This is a genomic window from Streptomyces sp. RKAG293 (assembly GCF_023701745.1).
GTDB lineage: Bacteria > Actinomycetota > Actinomycetes > Streptomycetales > Streptomycetaceae > Actinacidiphila.
The window spans coordinates 8,781,501-8,799,919 of the sequence record NZ_JAJOZB010000001.1 but is presented as its reverse complement, the minus strand read 5'-3'; the positions used below and the strand labels follow the sequence as shown (position 1 = coordinate 8,799,919).

Annotated in this window: 18 protein-coding genes; 7 read left to right on the top strand and 11 right to left on the bottom strand. The window is 70.6% G+C overall.

Annotated features, from left to right (window positions below; genetic code table 11):
• Window positions 1-129 precede the first annotated feature (129 nt).
• The 3 genes from LNW72_RS38860 to LNW72_RS38850 all read right to left on the bottom strand — a co-directional run bounded on the left by LNW72_RS38860 (window position 130) and on the right by LNW72_RS38850 (window position 1,959).
• The gene (locus LNW72_RS38860) at window positions 130-543 is read right to left on the bottom strand and encodes a VOC family protein (protein WP_250979731.1); all 414 of its coding nucleotides are present in this window, start codon (window positions 541-543) and stop codon (window positions 130-132) included.
• 324 nt (window positions 544-867) lie between these two features.
• Window positions 868-1,254, bottom strand: a complete 387-nt coding sequence (locus LNW72_RS38855; protein ID WP_250979730.1) for a hypothetical protein — start codon at window positions 1,252-1,254, stop codon at window positions 868-870.
• 291 nt (window positions 1,255-1,545) lie between these two features.
• The gene (locus LNW72_RS38850; RefSeq protein ID WP_250979729.1) at window positions 1,546-1,959 is read right to left on the bottom strand and encodes an arsenate reductase ArsC; all 414 of its coding nucleotides are present in this window, start codon (window positions 1,957-1,959) and stop codon (window positions 1,546-1,548) included.
• A 215-nt stretch (window positions 1,960-2,174) separates the two neighbouring features.
• On the opposite strand from LNW72_RS38850, the gene LNW72_RS38845 reads away from it, so the two are divergent.
• The 3 genes from LNW72_RS38845 (at window position 2,175) to LNW72_RS38835 (ending at window position 3,905) form a co-directional block, all read left to right on the top strand.
• Window positions 2,175-2,489, top strand: coding sequence for a metalloregulator ArsR/SmtB family transcription factor (locus LNW72_RS38845; protein WP_250979728.1), 315 nt, complete (start codon window positions 2,175-2,177; stop codon window positions 2,487-2,489).
• A gap of 92 nt (window positions 2,490-2,581) precedes the next feature.
• Window positions 2,582-3,382: an MIP/aquaporin family protein gene (locus LNW72_RS38840; RefSeq protein WP_250980473.1), complete on the top strand. Its 801-nt coding sequence runs from the start codon at window positions 2,582-2,584 to the stop codon at window positions 3,380-3,382.
• A gap of 103 nt (window positions 3,383-3,485) precedes the next feature.
• Window positions 3,486-3,905: a dihydrofolate reductase family protein gene (locus tag LNW72_RS38835; protein ID WP_250979727.1), complete on the top strand. Its 420-nt coding sequence runs from the start codon at window positions 3,486-3,488 to the stop codon at window positions 3,903-3,905.
• 99 nt (window positions 3,906-4,004) lie between these two features.
• Here the strand turns inward: LNW72_RS38835 and LNW72_RS38830 are convergent, their stop codons facing one another.
• The 4 genes from LNW72_RS38830 to LNW72_RS38815 all read right to left on the bottom strand — a co-directional run bounded on the left by LNW72_RS38830 (window position 4,005) and on the right by LNW72_RS38815 (window position 9,509).
• Window positions 4,005-4,517, bottom strand: a complete 513-nt coding sequence (locus LNW72_RS38830) for an RICIN domain-containing protein (protein WP_250979726.1) — start codon at window positions 4,515-4,517, stop codon at window positions 4,005-4,007.
• Window positions 4,518-4,824: 307 nt separating this feature from the next.
• Window positions 4,825-5,262 carry a cytidine deaminase gene (locus tag LNW72_RS38825; RefSeq protein ID WP_250979725.1) on the bottom strand — a complete coding sequence of 146 codons (438 nt, stop codon included), beginning with the start codon at window positions 5,260-5,262 and terminating at the stop codon, window positions 4,825-4,827.
• Window positions 5,263-5,450: 188 nt separating this feature from the next.
• Window positions 5,451-7,862 (bottom strand): transketolase C-terminal domain-containing protein, encoded by a 2,412-nt coding sequence (locus LNW72_RS38820; protein WP_250979724.1) that lies wholly within the window; start codon window positions 7,860-7,862, stop codon window positions 5,451-5,453.
• 225 nt (window positions 7,863-8,087) lie between these two features.
• The gene (locus LNW72_RS38815) at window positions 8,088-9,509 is read right to left on the bottom strand and encodes a short-chain fatty acyl-CoA regulator family protein (RefSeq protein WP_250979723.1); all 1,422 of its coding nucleotides are present in this window, start codon (window positions 9,507-9,509) and stop codon (window positions 8,088-8,090) included.
• A 361-nt stretch (window positions 9,510-9,870) separates the two neighbouring features.
• On the opposite strand from LNW72_RS38815, the gene aceA reads away from it, so the two are divergent.
• From aceA to LNW72_RS38800, 3 genes are all read left to right on the top strand, one after another.
• Window positions 9,871-11,160, top strand: coding sequence for an isocitrate lyase (aceA, locus tag LNW72_RS38810; RefSeq protein ID WP_250979722.1), 1,290 nt, complete (start codon window positions 9,871-9,873; stop codon window positions 11,158-11,160).
• A 126-nt stretch (window positions 11,161-11,286) separates the two neighbouring features.
• A complete protein-coding gene (gene aceB / locus LNW72_RS38805; RefSeq protein ID WP_250979721.1) occupies window positions 11,287-12,906 on the top strand; it encodes a malate synthase A in 1,620 nt (539 codons plus the stop codon).
• Window positions 12,903-13,772 (top strand): 3-hydroxybutyryl-CoA dehydrogenase, encoded by an 870-nt coding sequence (locus LNW72_RS38800; RefSeq protein WP_250979720.1) that lies wholly within the window; start codon window positions 12,903-12,905, stop codon window positions 13,770-13,772. The genes aceB and LNW72_RS38800 overlap by 4 nt, the downstream gene beginning before the upstream one ends.
• Window positions 13,773-13,838: 66 nt before the next feature.
• Here the strand turns inward: LNW72_RS38800 and LNW72_RS38795 are convergent, their stop codons facing one another.
• The gene (locus tag LNW72_RS38795; RefSeq protein ID WP_250979719.1) at window positions 13,839-14,876 is read right to left on the bottom strand and encodes a YafY family protein; all 1,038 of its coding nucleotides are present in this window, start codon (window positions 14,874-14,876) and stop codon (window positions 13,839-13,841) included.
• 94 nt (window positions 14,877-14,970) lie between these two features.
• Here LNW72_RS38795 and LNW72_RS38790 point away from each other — a divergent pair, with 94 nt between their 5' ends.
• Window positions 14,971-15,555, top strand: a complete 585-nt coding sequence (locus LNW72_RS38790) for a DinB family protein (RefSeq protein ID WP_250979718.1) — start codon at window positions 14,971-14,973, stop codon at window positions 15,553-15,555.
• A 1-nt stretch (window position 15,556) separates the two neighbouring features.
• Here LNW72_RS38790 and LNW72_RS38785 read toward each other — a convergent pair whose 3' ends face one another.
• The 3 genes from LNW72_RS38785 to LNW72_RS38775 all read right to left on the bottom strand — a co-directional run bounded on the left by LNW72_RS38785 (window position 15,557) and on the right by LNW72_RS38775 (window position 18,359).
• A complete protein-coding gene (locus tag LNW72_RS38785; protein ID WP_250979717.1) occupies window positions 15,557-15,940 on the bottom strand; it encodes a luciferase family protein in 384 nt (127 codons plus the stop codon).
• A 153-nt stretch (window positions 15,941-16,093) separates the two neighbouring features.
• Window positions 16,094-17,461 carry a GAF domain-containing SpoIIE family protein phosphatase gene (locus tag LNW72_RS38780; RefSeq protein ID WP_250979716.1) on the bottom strand — a complete coding sequence of 456 codons (1,368 nt, stop codon included), beginning with the start codon at window positions 17,459-17,461 and terminating at the stop codon, window positions 16,094-16,096.
• Window positions 17,462-18,005: 544 nt separating this feature from the next.
• The gene (locus LNW72_RS38775) at window positions 18,006-18,359 is read right to left on the bottom strand and encodes a VOC family protein (RefSeq protein ID WP_250979715.1); all 354 of its coding nucleotides are present in this window, start codon (window positions 18,357-18,359) and stop codon (window positions 18,006-18,008) included.
• Window positions 18,360-18,419 lie beyond the last annotated feature (60 nt).

Below are 18,419 nucleotides of genomic sequence, written 5' to 3'. Positions count from 1 at the left end.
CCCGGCCACCGGACCCGCCCCGGACTCACCGACGACGGACGCGCCGCCCGACCACTCCCCCGACTACTCCCCTGACCAGGGAGGCCTTCCCGGCACCTGAGGGCCAGTCACCTCTCTGACGCAGCTGATTCAACGCCCGGCGTAGGGCCGGGTCATGATCTCCATGTTGTGGCCGTCCGGGTCGGCGAAGTACGCGCCGCGGCCGCCGAAGAGACGGTTGATCCGGCCCGGGTCGGTGTGGTTGGGGTTGGCGTAGTAGGTGACCCCGATCGCCTTCAGGCGCGCGATCATGGCGTCGAACTGATCGTCGGGCACGAGGAACGCGTAGTGCTGCGACTGGATCGGTTCGTCGCGCTTCGCGCAGTAGTCGAGCGTCACGCCGTTGCCGAGGTCGACGGGCAGGAACGGCCCCAGCGGGGCGCTGACCTTCAGGCCAAGGATCTCGGCGATGAACTCGGCCGACAGCTGCCGGTCCGTGGCGTATACGGCGGTGTGGTTGAGCTGAACGACGGTGACGGGTGACTGGTGCTGGTCGTGCGACATTCTGTTGTGCCTCTCCGAGTCTTGGGTTCCGCTGAGACGGGGCGCCGTGTGAGGGCCCCGGAAATGAAGACAGGGAGAGGGCAGGGCGGGCCTCGTGCCCGCGTGGTGCTCAGGGCGAAGCCGGGGGCCTCACTCGTGTATGGCTCAGGGCCGACCCGGCAGTCACCCGGCCGACCCTAGTACCCGGTCAGAGGCCGGGCAAGGCCACCAGTGCGCGCCCTCATGGACCCGGCCGCGCCGCGCGGCGGACGGTGGAACGGCCGGATTCACCGCCTGGCCCGGACTTCGCCGGACAGTGGGACCGGGCCTGAGCTACTCCCTGAGCTACTCCCTGTGCTGAACCAGCTGATGGGTCTCCCGCGAGACCTTCCCCGTTCCCGCCGGCGGCAGGCCGGTGATGGGCCGGACATAGCCGTCGTACACCAGGAACGCGACCACTGCCGTGCCCAGGGACAGGCCGTCCTTCTGTCCCAGCTTCCAGCCGCCGCCCGGAATCACACCGCGCACCTGCGGCGCGTCGCGCCGCTCCACCCGCAGGAAGCCGGGGCGCTCCCTGGCGGAGACCAGCCGGCCCTCCTCCTGGTCCAGAACAAGAGCCATACCATCCGCGCCCCAACTCTCCACCCGCATCTCCGTCTCGTTCTCGTCCGAGCCGGGCGCTGCGTCAGGGTCCGTGAAGCAGGCCCAGTACTGCACATCGTGAGTGTCCATCGGAAGATCATGCCTCACGGCGCACGGCAGGAGGAGCGGACCAGGTCTCCGACCTGAGCTTGTCTCCGGCCTGAGCCTGCCGAGCGTCATCGCACGGCCTGCGAACCCGGCAGCATCGTCAGGGAGCGGTCTGCGGCCAACGCCTTCCACTCCCCTCCGCCATCGTCCTGACAGATCGTGCGATGGCGTTTGCCCGGTGTGGTCGCCGCGCGGTACGCGAAGGGCGCGGTCCTCCTGCCCACCGCTTCCCCGGAGATCCGTACCGACCGTGCTCGGCTCTGGGGACGATCCTCATGGGCCGGGCGCAGGGGCGATGTCAGCGATCAGGTCCTCGATGCGGGCCTTGATCTCGTCGCGGATCGGACGAACGCCCTCGACGCCCTGGCCGGCCGGGTCGTCCAACGTCCAGTCCAGGTACCGCTTGCCGGGGATCACCGGGCAGACGTCGCCGCAGCCCATCGTGATGCACACGTCGGACGCCTGGACGGACTCGACGGTGAGGACCTTGGGGATCTCGGCGGAGATGTCGATGCCGACTTCGCGCATCGCCTCCACGGCGGACGGGTTCACCTGGGCACCGGGAGCGGAGCCGGCGGAGCGGACCTCGACGCGGTCGCCGGCCAGGTGGGTCAGCCACGCGGCGGCCATCTGGGAGCGGCCGGCGTTGTGAACACAGACGAACAGGACGGAAGGCTTGTCGGACACGGTGCTCTCGTTCCTTCTGTCGGCGAGCAGCGAGGGCCAGGAGGTGGCGAGGAACTCGGCAAGCTCGGCTGCACGGCTGCGGCACGCACGTCGAGCGAAGCGTTCGCCCAGCACCTCCGGGTGCTGCCGCAAGGCCGCCTCTGCGGCGATCCCTTCAGGGCCACGAGCCGGGCGGACGCTGGCATCAGCGCCCACTGATGTGACAGTATCAGCACATGCTGACGTCAGTCGACACTGATCTGATGCGGGTTCTCGCCGACCCGCTCAGGATGCAGATCGTGACCCTTCTCGCCCACGAGACCCTGTGCACCACACATCTGGTGGAGGAGACCGGTGCCAGACAGACCAACCTCTCCAATCACCTCAAGGTGCTGCGCGACGCGGGCGTCGTCGAGACCGAACCCTGCGGCCGGTTCACGTACTACAAGCTGCGCCCGGACGTCATCGAAGCCCTGGCCGGCTCCTTCGCCGAGCTCGCCACCACCGCTCGCGCCACCGCCGAGGGCAACCTCAAGCGCTCCTGCCCTTGATTCCCTGATCCCCTGATCACCCCGATCACCCCGATCACCCAACACCCTCACACCTAGGAGTCCGGTTGAGCGCCACCGATGCCGGCGTCGAAATGACGGCGGAATCGTCGCCAATAGCCGACCCCGGACCCCGGCCCGCCCCCGGCGCCATGCCGCCCCGCGCCCCGCTGGCACACCGGGCAGCAGCCGAACTGGTCGGCACCGCCGCCCTCGTGGCCATCGTGGTCGGTTCCGGCATCCAGGCCACCCAGCTCAGCAAGGACGTCGGCCTGCAACTGCTGGCCAACTCCACCGCCACCGTCTTCGGCCTCGGCATCCTGATCCTGCTCCTGGGCCCGGTCTCCGGCGCCCACTTCAATCCCGCAGTCACCCTCGCCGAGTGGTGGAACACACGGCGCGGTGGCCCAGGTGTGACCGGCCGCGAGGTCGCCGCATACCTCCCCGCGCAGGCGGTCGGGGCGATCGGTGGGGCGATCCTTGCGGATGCGATGTTCGGCGAACCGCTCGTGAAATGGTCCACGCACGACCGCTCGAGCGGACACCTCCTGCTGGGCGAGGTCGTCGCCACCGCCGGACTCATCCTGCTGATCTTCGGCCTGGCCCGCACCGCCCGATTGCGCTTCGCACCGGTCGCGGTCGCCGCCTACATCGGCGCCGCTTACTGGTTCACCTCCTCCACCTCCTTCGCGAACCCGGCGGTGACGATCGGGCGCGCCTTCACCGACACCTTCGCCGGAATCGCCCCGGGCTCGGTGCCCGGCTTCATCGGCGCCCAACTCGCCGGCGCCGTCGCGGGCCTGGCCCTGGTCGCGCTCATCTTCGGCCGGACCGGCACCGCCGCCGCTGCAGCCACCGCCGCCGTGACAGCCACCGCCGCAGCGGGAGCTGAATAGCCGCACGGCGCACCACCATCAAACGAACAGCGGCACCACGACGATCAACACGACGAGTGGGCCGGTGTAGGAGTGCGCGCCCAATCAGGTCAGCCTGGAGACGATGACGTTCGAGGACCTCGGCGGCGGCCGCACCCGGGTGCACAGCTGGAACGAGTCGATCGACTACGGCGCCGACCGCAACACGCCACCACCCGTCTTCGTGATCACCCACCAGGCACCGAAGACATGGCGGCTCGGCGACCGCTTCACCTTCGTCACCGACGGACCGCACAGCGCCCTGGACCAGGCCCGTGCGGCGGCAGGAGAGAAGGACGTCGTCGTCATGGGCGGCGGCGCCGTCTGTCGCGAGTTCCTCGCCGAGGGCTTGGTTGACCTGCTGAGCATCCACCTCTCGCCGATCGTGCCCGGCGCCGGGACGCGGCTCTTCCCGGCGCACCACGCGAAACGGCTGCGGCTGGAGCAGGTCGGCATCGTGTCCACCCCGTCGGCCCACCACCTGTCCTATCGGGTGATCAACTGAGCCTGCCGGAGGCCGATGCCGGTCCGCCCAGCGGCCGGGTCGGGCGACGCGCAGCGGCCGTCACCGGTCGGTGACCGGTGACGGCCGCTGCTCAGGTTGTCACCCGTGCCAGAGTTGGGTGGCGCCTCCGTAGCAGTCCCACTGGTTCACGACGGTGCCGTTGCTGTGGCTCCACACAGCGTCCAGGCACTTACCACTGTCGACGTTGACGACCTCGTATCCGCCGCTCACCAGCCGCAGCGTCCAGAGTTGGGTAGCGCCGCCATAGCAGTCCCACTGCGTCACGGCGGTGCCGTTGCTGTGACTCCACACGGCATCAAGACACTTGCCGCTGTCGGTGTTCACGACCTCCTGGCCGTTCCAGCTCCACTGCTGAGTCGCGCCGCCGTAGCAGTCCCACTGCGTCACCGAAGTGCCGTTGCTATGGCTCCACACGGCGTCCAGGCACTTACCGCTGTCGACGTTGACGAAGTATCCACCGCTCAACGCGACGGCCGGACCGACGGGCTTGACCTGAGCGCCGGCCGGTGCGGCCGCTACGAGACTGCCCCCGATGAGGGAGGCGACGCCGACCGCGAGAGCGGCCATGCGCTGGACGTGATTCCACGCCATGATGAAGTGCTCCTTCGCTGATGCCACTGGTGTGGTGGGTACGGGCCGAACCTTGCTGCCGGTCCCAAAGCTCTCGGATGTTCCGCCCCGGGTCGAGAAGCTTTTCGGACGATCCTGGACGTTCTTGGACAGAGCACCATGGATAGCGGAATCGATGCCACCAGCGAACAATTCACGACACCGGCCAAGGGCGTCATCTCGCCCCCGAGGGAGGCTTCCCGGGAACGCAGAAAGGGCCCCCGCAAGCCTTCGCCTGCGAAGACCCTTCGCGCCGTCGGCACACCAGGAGCCGGGAGGCGACGTGGCGTCAGCCCGTGCCGAGTGGCGAGCTTTGCCCGGCGTCGAGCTGGTGGTCCGACCAGACGTAGCTCTCGGGAAGCAGGTCGGTGATGGGGATGGTCCGGAGGCCGCCGCTGGTGCCGACGATGACGTTGAGGGCTGGGAAGTAGTCGAGCAGGACCTGGCGGCAGCGGCCGCAGGGAGGCACCACCCCGCGGTCGCGGTCGCCCACGGCGACGATGGTGTCCAGGTCGTAGGCGCCCTGAGCGGCAGCGGCGCCGATGACGACCAGCTCTGCGCAGGGGCCGCCGGTGAAGTGATACGCATTCACCGCAGTGACGATCCGGCCGTCCCGGGCGCGGGCCGCGGCGGCCATGGTGTGGTTGTCGCCCCGGCAGCGGGTGGCCGCGACGTGCGCCGCGGCCTCGATCAGTTCATGGTCGACGCGGTCGGTCTGTGGGGTCATTCTTCTCTGCCTTCATACGGTGTCAGGCGACGTCGGCCGGGCCGACGGCTGACGATGGTACGGAGCCGGCATCAGCATTGTACAGGGCGAAGGTCGCCGGAGACGGCCGTGACCGCCGGAAGCCCATGGCCACCCCCATGCGGCTCTGTGGGCCAGTCCCCCAGGCCCCGTGCCCCCGGCCCCCCGCGCTACCGGGTGAGGTCGAGCGCGGCCCGGATGATGCTGTCGGTGTCGATCCCGTGGTAGCGGTAGACGTCCTCCAGGGAGCCGGACTGGCCGAAGCGGGTCACGCCCAGGGTGCGTACCGGCACCTGGTGGATCGTCGCCAGGAACGCCAGGGTGTGCGGGTGGCCGTCCAGCACGGTGACCAGGGGGGTCGCACGGGCGAGGGGGAAGGCCTGGTCGAGGATCCAGCCGGCGGCGTCCGGGTCCTGTCCGGTACGGGAACCCAGCGCCCGGAAGAGCAGGTCAGGGCTGGTCACACAGACGACGTCCGCGGCGACGCCCTGCGCCGCGAGCCGGTCCGCGGCGGTCAGTGCCTCGGTCACCATCGCGCCCATCGCCGCGATGGTGACCTCCGCGCCCGCGACGCGCCGCAGCGGGTAGGCGCCGGCCACCACCTGCCGGCGGCGGCGCTCCCGGGCGGCGGGATCGGTGGGCACAGCGGCCAGCGACTGGTCGACGGACCGGGTGGACAGCCGCAGGTACGCCGACTCGCCGTCCGGGCGGCCGAGCCGGGCCAGCGCCGCCAGCAGCGTCCATTCGACGTCGATGGCGAAGGCCGGTTCCCAGGTCGTGCAACCGGGCTGTTCGAGGCCCACCGACGGCGTGGTGATCGACTGGTGGGCGCCGCCCTCCGGCGCCAGCGTCACCCCGGACGGCGTGCCGACCAGGATCGACTGGCCACCGGCGTAGATGCCGAACGACCACGGTTCCAGGGCGCGCTGCACGAAGGGGTCGTAGAGCACGCCGATCGGCAGCAGCGGCCGGCCCCAGCGGCTCCAGGTGGCGCCCAGTTCGCCGAGCAGGCCGACCAGGTTCGTCTCCGCGATACCCAGCTCGATGTGCTGGCCGGTCGGCTTCTCCCGCCAGTGCAGGATGGTCTCCGGGTCGTCCGCGAACCAGTCCGTGCGCTCGGCCACCGACCACACGCCGACCTTGTTCACCCAACCGCCCAGGTTGGTGGAGGAGCTGACGTCCGGGCTGACCGTCACCACCCGTGCGGCGGCCTCGGGCGCCTGCCGGGTCAGATCGAGCAGCGCGCGGCCGAGCGCCGCCTGGGTGGTGCCCGAGCCGGTGGGGGTGCGGCCGATGTCGGTGGGCAGCGCGGGCGGCGGCTGCAGCGCCGGGACGTCGCGGCGCAGCCGCTCGGCCGTCTCGGCGCACACTTCCGCCGCTGCGGAGCCGGGCGCGAAGTCCGCCCAGGGCCGGGCGGTATCGCAACCCAACTGCTCGGCCAGCTGGTCCATCTGCTCCTGGGTGAGCAGTGAGGAGTGGTTCTGCGGGTGGCCCTGGACCGGGAGGCCGTAGCCCTTGACGGTGTACGCCAGGATCACCGTGGGCCGGTTGTCGTCGACCGCGGACAGGGCGGAGTCCAGCATGGCCAGGTCGTGGCCGCCGAGGTTCCGGACGGCCGCGACGAGCTGCTCGTCCGCCAGTTCCGCGAGGAGTTCGGCGATCCCGGCCGCACCCGGTCCCGTACCGGGCAGGCGGCGCCTCAGTTCCTGTGGCGCACAGCGCAGCAGCCGCTGGTACTCGGCGTTCGTCATCGCGTCCAGACGGGCGCGCAGCGCGTCGCCGCCGGGGCGGGTGAACAGTTCCTCGAGTACCCGTCCGTACTTGACCTCCAGTACCTGCCAGCCGGCCGCCGCGAACATCCCGCGCAGCCGGTCCGCGGTGGCCAGCGGCACGACGCGGTCCAGCGACTGCCGGTTGAGGTCGACGATCCACACCAGCTCGCCGAGTCCGGCCACCGCCGGGTCGAGCACCGCCTCCCACACCGCTCCCTCGTCCAACTCGGCGTCACCCACCAGCGCGTACTGTCGGCCGGCGAAACCGGCGTCCGCCGCGGCCGCTGCCCCGCTCTCCGCTCCCGACGTCGCCGCGTCGCCAGGACCCGTCCGGGTCGCGGCGTCCGCGCCGTCGCGGACGTAGCGGCGGGCGAGCGCGCCCCAGATCGTCGCGGTCGCGCCGATGCCCACCGATCCGGTGGAGTAGTCGACCGGGTCGGGGTCCTTGGACCGGCTCGGGTAGCTCTGCAGGCCGCCGAGTTCCCGCAGCGTCGGCAGATACGCCTCCGGCAGCTCGCCGAGCAGGTAGTTGATGGCGTGCAGCACCGGCGAGGCGTGCGGCTTCACCGACACCTGGTCCTGCGGGCGCAGATGGCGGAACCACAGCGCGGTCATGATCGACACCAGGGACGCGCACGACGCCTGGTGGCCGCCGACCTTGAGCCCTGACGGGTTGGGGCGCACCCGGTTGGCGTGGTGCACGATCGAGCTCGACAGCCAGAGCAGGCGGTCCTCCACCTCACCCAGCACGCCGTAGGGGCCCGATCCGCGGGATTCGGCACGGTGCCCGAATGGAGTGGCGGTTGTCATGGCGGAGATTCCTCCTGGGGTTCTGCCGGTCTTCGCCTGGTGGGGGCGTTCGGTCATCATCCCAGCCTGCACCACACGGCGGCGAGGCGAGTGCTGTCTTCGCCACCGCGAGCAGGGCGCTTCGTCAGGCGCCCCTTCTGGCCCGCGACCGCGAATCCGGCGGCCACGGACACGGCGGCCGGGTGAAGGTGCCGTCAAGTGCCAGGAGGAACCCGGCGAGCCGTCCTAGCGGTCGGCGTTCGGCTGCTTTCCGGCCACCGGGTACGGGATGAAGGTGCTGCTGTTCTCGTCGATGGCAAGTCGGCGGTCCAGCGGCGGGACGGCCCGCTGGGGGCAGTCGGTGCGTTCGCAGAGGCGGCAGCCCATGCCGATGGGCACGGCCGAGGAGACGTTGCCGAGGTCGAGGCCGTCGGAGTAGACGAGCCGCGAGGCGTGCCGGATCTCGCATCCGAGGCCGATGGCGAAGGTCTTGCCCGGCTCTCCCCAGCCGCCGCGGTGCCGGGTCACGGCTCGGGCGGTCCACAGGTAGCGCTGCCCGTCGGGCATGGCGGCGACCTGGACGTGGATACGGCCGGGGGCGGCGAACGCCTCGTAGACGTTCCACAGTGGGCAGGTGCCGCCCGCGCGGGAGAAGTGGAACGCGGTGGCGGACTGCCGTTTGGACATGTTGCCCGCGCGGTCGACCCGGACGAAGGAGAAGGGTACGCCCCGCAGCCGGGGACGCTGCAGCGTGCTGAGGCGGTGGCAGACCGTCTCGTATCCGAGGCCGAAGTGGTCGGTCAGCCGCTCGATGTCGTAGCGGAACTCCTCCGCGGCCGCGTGGAAGCGGCCGTACGGCAGGATCAGGGCCGCGGCGAAGTGGTTGGCGATGCCGATGCGGGCCAGCGGCCAGGCGGCGGAATCCCGTTCGAAGTCCTCCGAGGCGAGGGCGGAGATCTCGTCCGCGTACTCGAGCATTGCGAGCTGGGTGGCCATCCGGAACGCCTGCTGGCCGGGGCGCAGCCGGCCGGAGAGGTGGAGGACCCGGGCCGCCGGGTCGTAGTGGTGCAGGAGCCGGTCGGAGTCCGTGGCGAGGCGCACGCCGTGGTGTTCGGTGAGGCGCGTGGACAGCGCGCGCACGACCTCGCCGGGTCGTACGCCGATCGTGGCGGCGAGCTGTTCTGCGGCAAGGTCGGTGTCGTCGAGGTAGTTCTGCCGCCGGTAGAAGAACTCGCGGATCTCCTCGTGCGGGGAGCGGGGCTGCAGGGCCGTTGCCGGGCCACGTCCCTCCGCGGTTTCGGAGAGCTGTTCGGTGAGGTGCTGGTTGCGCCGGCCGAGGTCCACCAGGAGCGTGGCCACGGCGGGCATCCGGGACGCCAGGTCCGACAGGTCGGACGTGGACACCCGGCCGGCCGTGACCTCGCCGGTGAGCGCGTCCCGCAGGTCGGCCACCAGCCGGCTGGCGTCGCGCTCGGAGAAGAAGCCCGGATCGACGCCGAACGCCTCGGTCAGTCGCAGCAGCACGGGCACGGTCAGGGGCCGGGAGTCGTGCTCCATCTGGTTCAGATAGCTCGGCGAGATGTCCAAGGCGCGGGCCAGGTCCGCCTGGCTCATACGTCGTTCCTCGCGCAGCCGTCGCAGCCGCGCTCCCGCGTACGTCTTGCTCACCGCGGCTCCTCTCCCGGTCACGATCATCGGCACTGATGGCGATGGTAGCCATGCCAACGCGGTTCTCAGCATTAACAGACTTGGCAGAACGCCGCGGAAAGATGCGCAGGACTTAACAGCTTTCCCTGCTTGATGGCACTGAGTGCCGATGACACAGTCGTACTGCGACCCGCCGGACCCCGTCGGGCGGAGCGAAATCCGGGCGCGATTCATGCCCTGACGTCGGAGATCCCGGCCCCTTCGCTCAGCTCGACCCCCTTGTTCCGATCACCCATCCGGGAATCGGCGGGTCGCATCCCAAGGTCATTGCGGCACTCAGTGTCAGATATTCGCAGAGTTCACGAGTCTCCGGGAGACGGTCATGGCACAAGCAGGGACGACGACGGCGACGGCCCGGGAGCTGGCTCAGCGGTGGGAGACCGATCCCCGGTGGAAGGGGATCGAGCGGACCTACACCGCCGAGGACGTGGTCCGGCTCTCCGGCAGTGTCCGTGAGGAGCACACACTGGCCCGGCGCGGCGCCGAGCGGTTGTGGCGGCAGCTGCACGCACAGGACTACATCCACGCGCTGGGCGCCCTGACCGGTGGTCAGGCCGTACAGCAGGTGAAGGCCGGTCTGCAGGCGATCTACCTGTCCGGGTGGCAGGTGGCCGCCGATGCCAACCAGTCAGGCCACACCTACCCCGACCAGAGCCTGTATCCGGTCAACTCCGTTCCCACGGTGGTCCGCCGGATCAACAACGCCCTGCTGCGCGCCGACCAGATCGCCACCGCCGAGGGCGGCACCGACACCACCGACTGGCTCGCCCCGATCGTCGCCGACGCCGAGGCCGGCTTCGGCGGACCGCTCAACGCGTTCGAGCTGACGAAGGCGATGATCGCCGCCGGAGCGGCGGGCATCCACTACGAGGACCAGCTCGCGTCCGAGAAGAAGTGCGGCCACCTCGGCGGCAAGGTCCTGGTCCCGACCGGTCAGCACATCCGCACGCTCAACGCGGCCCGTCTCGCGGCCGACATCGCCGATGTCCCCACCCTGATCGTGGCGCGTACGGACGCGCTCGCCGCGAACCTGCTGACCAGCGACGTCGACGAGCGGGACGGGCGGTTCTGCACCGGTGAGCGCACCGCCGAGGGCTTCTACCGGGTCCGCAACGGCATGGCGCCGGTCATCGCCCGCGGCCTGGCCTACGCCCCGTACGCGGACCTGATCTGGGTGGAGACCGGTACCCCGGACCTCGCCCAGGCGCGCGAGTTCGCCGAGGCGATCCACGCGGAGTACCCGGACCAGATGCTGGCCTACAACTGCTCGCCTTCCTTCAACTGGAAGGCGGCACTGGACGACGACCGGATCGCCACGTTCCAGAAGGAGCTGGGCGCGATGGGCTACCGCTTCCAGTTCATCACCCTGGCGGGCTTCCACTCCCTCAACCACGCGATGTTCGACCTCGCACGCGGTTACGCCGCCGAGGGCATGACCGCCTATGTCGGCCTGCAGGAGCGGGAGTTCGCCGCTCAGGAACACGGCTTCACCGCGGTCAGGCACCAGCGCGAGGTCGGCACCGGCTACTTCGACCAGGTCTCCACCGCCGTCAACCCGGCCTCCTCGACCACGGCACTGGCCGGTTCCACCGAGGAAGAGCAGTTCCACTAGACCGCTGCTGAGCGACCGGACCCCGGGCCGCTCATCACCCCTCCCACTCCGCCACCCCCCGTGTCCAGGTCGGGGCCGGACGACCGTCTCCGTCCGGCCCCGACCACTCCCGCTGAGGAGACCCGTATGCCCATCTCCGCTCCGACCAGCCAGGTTCCTCCGACCAGCCAGGTTCAGGCCCTCGGCACGCCGGGTGACCGTCACGACGAGATCCTTACGCCCGAGGCCCTGGAGTTCATCGGCCATCTCGTCGAAGCCTTCGCGGACCGCCGCCCGGAAATCCTCAAGGAGCGCAGGCGGGTGGCAGACCGGCTGGCTTCCGGCTCCCCGTTCGACTTCTCCATCGCGACCGCGGCGATCCGTGCGGACGACTCCTGGCGGGTGGCACCCCCCGCACCCGGGCTCCGCGACCGCCGTGTGGAGATCACCGGTCCGCCGGAGCGCCGGATAACGGTCAACGCGCTCAACTCGGGCGCGCAGGTGTGGATGGCGGATTTCGAGGACGCCACCTCGCCCACCTGGACCAACGTCATCGGTGGCCAGCTGACGCTGCTGGACGCCGTCGAGCGCCGGATCGACTTCAGCACGCCGGAGGGCAAGCAGTACCGGCTCGCCGAGGAAGTGGCGACCATCGTCGTCCGCCCCCGGGGCTGGCACCTGCTCGAAGAGCACCTGATCATCGACGGCCGGCCCGCGCCCGCGGCCCTGGTGGACTTCGGCCTGTACTTCTTCCACTGCGCCCAGCGGCAGATCGACGCGGGAAGCGGCCCGTACTTCTATCTCCCGAAGCTGGAGAGCCGCGACGAGGCACGGCTGTGGAACGACGTGTTCGTCCTCGCCCAGGAACTCCTCGGCATCCCCCGCGGCACGATTCGGGCCACCGTCCTGATCGAGACCATCACGGCGGCCGTCGCGATGGAGGAGATCCTCCACGAGCTGCGCGAGCACAGTTCAGGACTCAACGCGGGGCGCTGGGACTACCTCTTCAGCCTCATCAAGACCTTCGGACACCGCACCGACTTCCTGCTGCCCGACCGGGTCCAGGTCACCATGACCGCCCCCTTCCTGCGCGCCTACACCGAACTCCTGGTCCGCACCTGCCACCGGCGGGGTGCCCACGCCATCGGCGGAATGTCGGCCCATGTGCCCGGCAAGGACGCCGACGCCCACCAGGCGGCACTCGCCAAGGTACGGCTCGACAAGGAGCGTGAGGCCGAGGACGGATTCGACGGCTCCTGGGTCGCCCACCCCGGCCTCGTCCCCGTCTGCCGCGAGGTCTTCGACGGGGTGCTCGGCACCCGCCCGCACCAGTTGGAACGCACCCGGGAAGACGTCGACGTGACGGCGGCACAGCTGCTGGCGGTGCGCCGCATCAGTGCCCCGCCCACCCCGGAAGGGGTCCGCACCAACGTCGCGGTCGCCCTGCGCTACTTCGCCGCATGGCTGCGCGGCCAGGGCGCCGTGGCCCTGTACGGCCTGATGGAGGACGCCGCCACGGCCGAGATCGCCCGCGCCCAGATCTGGCAGTGGCTGCGGCTGGGAGCCGTCGACCGCGCGACCGTGTCGGAGCTGTTGGACGACGAGCTCGCCGCCCTGGGGGCGGAGTACCCGTGGGCGCCCCTCGACGACATCCGTGCGGTCTTCGAACGCAACGCCCTGGCAAGGGAACTGCCGGCCTTCTTCACGACGGACGCCTACACCCGCCACCTCGTGCACCTCGTGCACCTCTCGGAGGAGATCTCATGACCACGGACATCCGACGGATCGGTGTGGTGGGCGGCGGCCAGATGGGCGCCGGCATCGCCGAGGTCTGCGCCCGCGCCGGACTCGACACCGTCATCTGCGAAGCGGACAACCACGCTGCCCGCGCCGCACGCGAGCGTGTGACCGCTTCTCTCGAACGTACCGTCCAGCGCGGCAAGCTGGAGCGCATCACGGCCGAGGACGCGCTCGCCCGGATGATGTTCACCAGCAGCCTCGACGACCTGGCCGACCGCCAGCTCGTCATCGAAGCCGTCGTCGAGAACCCCCAGGCGAAGACGGAGATCTTCGCCGCTCTCGACAAGATCGTCGAGGACCCCGGGGCGATCCTCGCCACGAACACCTCCTCCATCCCGGTCATGCGCCTGGGAATGGCCACCCGACGCGCCGACCGCGTCCTGGGGCTGCACTTCTTCAACCCGGTACCCGTCCTGCCGCTGGTCGAAGTCGTCTCCTCCCTGCACACGTCCGCGGAAGTGGCCGCCACCGTGTGCGACTTCGCGGAACACACCCTGGGCAAGACGGTCGTCCGCTCCCAGGACCGGGCAGGGTTCGTCGTCAACGCCCTGCTGATCCCCTATCTGCTCTCGGCGATCCGCATCGCGGAGTCCGGGTTCGCCACGGCCGCCGACGTCGACGCGGGCATGGAGTTGGGCTGCGCGCACCCGATGGGACCGCTGAAGCTCGCCGACCTGATCGGCCTGGACACGGTCGCCGCCATCGCCCAATCGCTCTACGACGAGTTCAAGGAACCCCTGTACGCCCCGCCGCCGCTGCTCCAACGCATGGTGGAAGCAGGGCTGCTCGGCCGCAAGAGCGGCCGCGGGTTCCACACCTACGACCGGGGCTGAGGAGCCCGGGTTCGCTGCGGGACCGCCGGGCGGAGGCAGCCCGGGCCACCTCGGTCCGCTCGGGGCTCATGGGATCGGAGGCGGCCTGGTGGGTGCGGTGGTCGCGGCGTGGGCGTAGCGACGGGCCAGGAGAGCGAAGGCGTCCTTGAGTTCTGGTGGGCCGATGACCTCGATGTCGGCGTCGAAGCCGCCGATGGCGGCGGCCAGGCCGGGCCATGACCAGGAGCCCAGGGCGAGTCGGCAGCGGTTCGGGCCGAGTTCCTCGACGATTCCGTCGCGGGTGTAGCGGGACACGACGGCGGCGGGCAGATCGAGGATCACTTCGCCGCGGCACGGCCAGGCGCCGGTGCCGCCCGCAACGGCAGGGTTGTCGGAGCCCTGGAACCTGGCGGTGACGAAGGCGGTCACATCACCGCCGGGCAGTTCGCGCGGGGTGAAGCGGGGCCCTGTGGGGGTGCGCGGGGTGATCCGGTCCGCGCGGAAGGTGCGCCAGTCCTCGCGGTCGAGGTCCCAGGCGACGACGTACCAGCGCCCGCCCCAGGTGACGAGGTGATGGGGCTGCACCCGACGCGGCGGGAGTTCGGCGCGGTCGGCGTCGGCGGTTCCTGGCGGGGATGCGGGAGCGTAGTCGAAGCGCAGCACTTCACGGGCGTGGACGGCGTCGCTGAGTGCCATGAGGACGCTGCTGTCGACCTGCGGATTCGGCCGGTTCGCGGGCCGCTCGACGGCGGTGACCTGGAGGGTGTCGATGCGGCGGCGCAGCCGGGCGGGCATGACCTGCCGGACGGTGGTCAGCGCGCGTGCCGCGGCTTCCTCGATGCCGGCGCCGGTGGTGGTGGCGACCTGGAGTGCGACGGCGAGGGCGACAGCCTGCTCGTCGTCGAACAGCAAGGGGGGCAGTGCCGTGCCGGCCTCGAGACGGTATCCGCCGTCGGGTCCTTTGAAGGCCACCACGGGATAGCCGAGCTCGCGCAGGCGGTCCACATCACGGCGGACGGTGCGCGGGCTGATGTCGAGGCGCTCGGCCAGGAGCGCCCCGGGCCAGTCCCGGCGTGCCTGGAGCAGTGAGAGCAGTGCCAGCAGCCGCGATGAGGTCTTCTGCATGATCCCATGGTGCCTTGAGAAGCGGCCACACCCTGTCCGCTTCCCTTGCGATCGTTCTCCCGTACCCGAGAGCAACCGGAAGGACGTCACGACGATGACCGCCACCACCAACACCTCGACCTCCCCGCCCCTCGACGCCGAGCGGGCCGATTTGCTCGACCAGCTCGAGGCCGCGCGGTCCGCCCTGCTCACCACCGTGCGCGGACTCAACGACGAGCAGGCGGGCGAGTGCCCGACGGCCGGCGCGCTGTGCCTGGGCGGCCTGATCAAGCACGTCGCCTCCATGGAGGACGCATGGACGCGCTTCGTGACCGAGGGCCCGTCGGCGATGCGCTACGACCTGCCCGAGGGTGTGACCTGGGACGACTTGGCGGCAGGCACCGCGCGTGAGTACCCGCGGTGGGCGATCGACCACCAGAACGACTTCCAGGTGCTGCCCGGCGAGACACTCACCGGGATCGTCGCGCGCTACGAGCAGGTCGCCGCGCGGACGGCGGAAATCATCACCACCGTCCCGGACCTTTCGGCCACCCATCCGCTGCCCGAGGCGCCCTGGAACGAGCCGGGGGCGGTGCGCAGCGTGCGCCGGGTGCTGACACACCTCATCGCCGAGACCGCCCAGCACGCCGGACACGCCGACATCCTGCGCGAGACGCTCGACGGGCAGAAGTCGAGCTGACCTATGCCAGGTGTCCCGTTGGGATGATCGAGATGTGGCCGAGATTGCAGACCCCGGCCGCGGCGTCGGCCGTGCGGTGGGTCTGGGCGCGCAACGCGACGCTGGCCAGGGTGATCAACAGGTCAGCGTCGTTGTCGCCCCCCAGCACCACGCTCACCCACCCCGAGCCCTGGATCAGGCGTACCGCGGTGGAGTGCCCCAGTTCCTCGTGCAGGCGCTCGATCGCAGGTCGGCCCAGGTACAGGTCGGCCTGCCGCTCGGAATGGAAATGGACGATCTCCGCCCCGTCGGCCAGCACAGCCGTCCCGGTACCGCACCGGGCAGGGGCCGCGGAGAGACCCGGCCATGTCATCAGGTCTTCCAGAGCGCGTCGCGCAGATGCCATGCCCACATCCTCAACCGTTCGCCCTCGGCACCGCTACCCCACCCTCGTAACATCTGGCCGTGACGACGGCGATTCCTGTGCGTGGTGAGGGGATTCCTGAAGACCGGGGGCTGGGGCTGAGCGCGGGGCGCCCCGCCCGGACCTCGGTCCGCGTCAGTCGATGACGCGTGCGGCGAGGACAGCGATGTCGTCGTCGGGCGTAGCGGGTGTGACCGTGGCCAGGACGTGGTCCAGCAGGTCTTCCAGGGACTCGCCCGGCCGCGGGCGGCGCAGACGGGTGAGTCTGGCCAGGGAGGCGTCGATGTCCTCGGTGCGCCGCTCGACCAGACCGTCGGTGTACAGCAGCAACACCTGCTCGGGGTCCAGGGAGTGGACCACCGCCTGGTAGTCGCCCAGGCCCGTTCCCAGCGGTGGGCCGGTGGGGACGTCCAGCAGTTCCGCCGGCCCGTCCGGGCGGAGCAGGGTGGGCGGCGGATGCCCGGCGCTGGCGAAGGTGCACCGGTGACGCGCCGGTTCCACCAGGGCGAGCAGGCAGGTTGCGGGGCGGGTGGCGTCGCTCTGCGAGGTGAGGTGGTCGAGTTGCCGCAGGATGCGGTGCGGCGGCAGGTCGGTGGCCGCCACGTAGCGCAGCAGCATGCGGTAGGCGTTCATGTCGACGGCCGCCTCCACCCCGTGGCCCATGACATCGCCGATGACCAGCAGGGTGCGGCCGAAGGACAGGCGGATGGTCTCGAACCAGTCGCCGCCCACCATCGCGGAAGTGCCGCAGGGCAGATACCGGGAGGCCAGCTCCAGGTTCGCGTGTGGGCTGCCGGGATCGGCCAGCAGCGCCCCCTGCAGCTCCATCGTCAGGTCCTGCGCCAGGGCGTAGCGCCGAGCGTTGTCGATGCTCCGGGCCGCCCGGTCCGCGACCGCCTGCACCAGGGCGGCGTCGTCGTCGAAGGCGGTACCGGGTATGGATCGGAGCAGCGACAGGACGCCGATGAGCCGGCCACCGGCCCGCAGCGGGACGACGAGCGCCGACGCGCCACCGGTGCCGCTGCCGAGCTCGCAGGACCAGTCCTCGCCTGCCCCGTCACCCTGCCCGCCGGACCCTTTATGGCTCAGGAAGGCCTGGCCGGTCTCCAGGCACTGCGCGGTCGGGCACCCGGGCCGGTGCCGCACCCACGCGGCAGTCGGCGAAGGGGGCTCCACGCCGTGGCGCAGTCCCGGAACCGCCTCCAAAGCGGTGCGCCGCACCCGCAGCGAGCCGGTCCCGACGGTCAGCCCGGCCGGGAGCGACTCGGGGGGCAGGATCTCCACGCTCGCCAGATCGGCGAAGCGCGGGACGGCGAAGCGTGCCAGTTCCGCGCAGGTGACATCCAGGTCCAGGCTGGTCCCGATCTGCTCCGTGGCCTCGTTCAGCAGCGCCAGCCGCGTCCGGTCGGCCAGCAGAGCCCGCAGGGCATCGGCGTCGTCGAAGGCCGATGCAAGCACCGTCTCACCTTCGCCCGGGCCGGTGCCCGCTGCTGTGGAACGCACCCTCGCCTCCCTGGTCCGGCCCCCGTCCCGGAAGAGCAATCATCGGCTCCCGGAACCCCGTGCGCACCCCGGCAGCCTGTGACGTAGCCGACACCAGCAATCCTATGCCGTCACACACGCAACACAGACCTCAGGAGACCCACAGGATCCTGACGGCTGCCGAGGCGAGTGCTGGCGGTAGGTGTGCCGTGAACCGACCCATCACTCACGACCTGCCCGTTCACGGCATGGTTGTCACCTCACGGGCGGATCGATCGCCCTGAGTCCGGCGGCGATCACCGCGGTTGGTGGTTCCGTACGAGGCCCTCAGGCCGACCGACGGTGAGGTGGCCCGGTTCGCCGGCGCTGATGCTTCTCAGCAGAGCCCGCCGCCTAGGGCCTGTCCGGTCGATCATGGGCGGCCCAGGCGTCGTCTGGTGCGGTGCCTCGCAAGGCGCCGGAGCGCCCGCATACCGGTTGCATTCGGGCGTTTCGGCAACGCCGCGAGGGGCCGTGCCAGGCGGCGAAGGGGCCGTTCGTGATCGGCCGGACAGGCCCTAAGCGCTCAGGCGGGCTGCCACAGCTCGACACGATTGCCCTCAGGATCGGTGACCCAGCCGAACCGGCCGACACCCGCCATGTCCTGCGTCTCCTGAGCCACGTCCGCTCCCTTGGCGCGCAGCTGCGCGAGCATCGCGTCCAGGTCGGCCACCCGGAAGTTGAGCATGCTCTGCTGGGCGCGGGACCCGAAGTAGTCGGTCTCGGACTCGAACGTCGCGAACACCGTCGGCCCGGCTCCCGGACGCCACAGACCGTTCTCATCGGCGTCCAGACCCAGGCAGTCGCGATACCAGGCGCCCAGAGCCGCAGGGTCCGCGGCCCGCATGAAGTACCCACCGATTCCCAGCACACGTTCCATGCCGCCATCCTGCCAGGACGGCGATCGGACGTGGTGACACCACACCATCGCCCGCCTCAC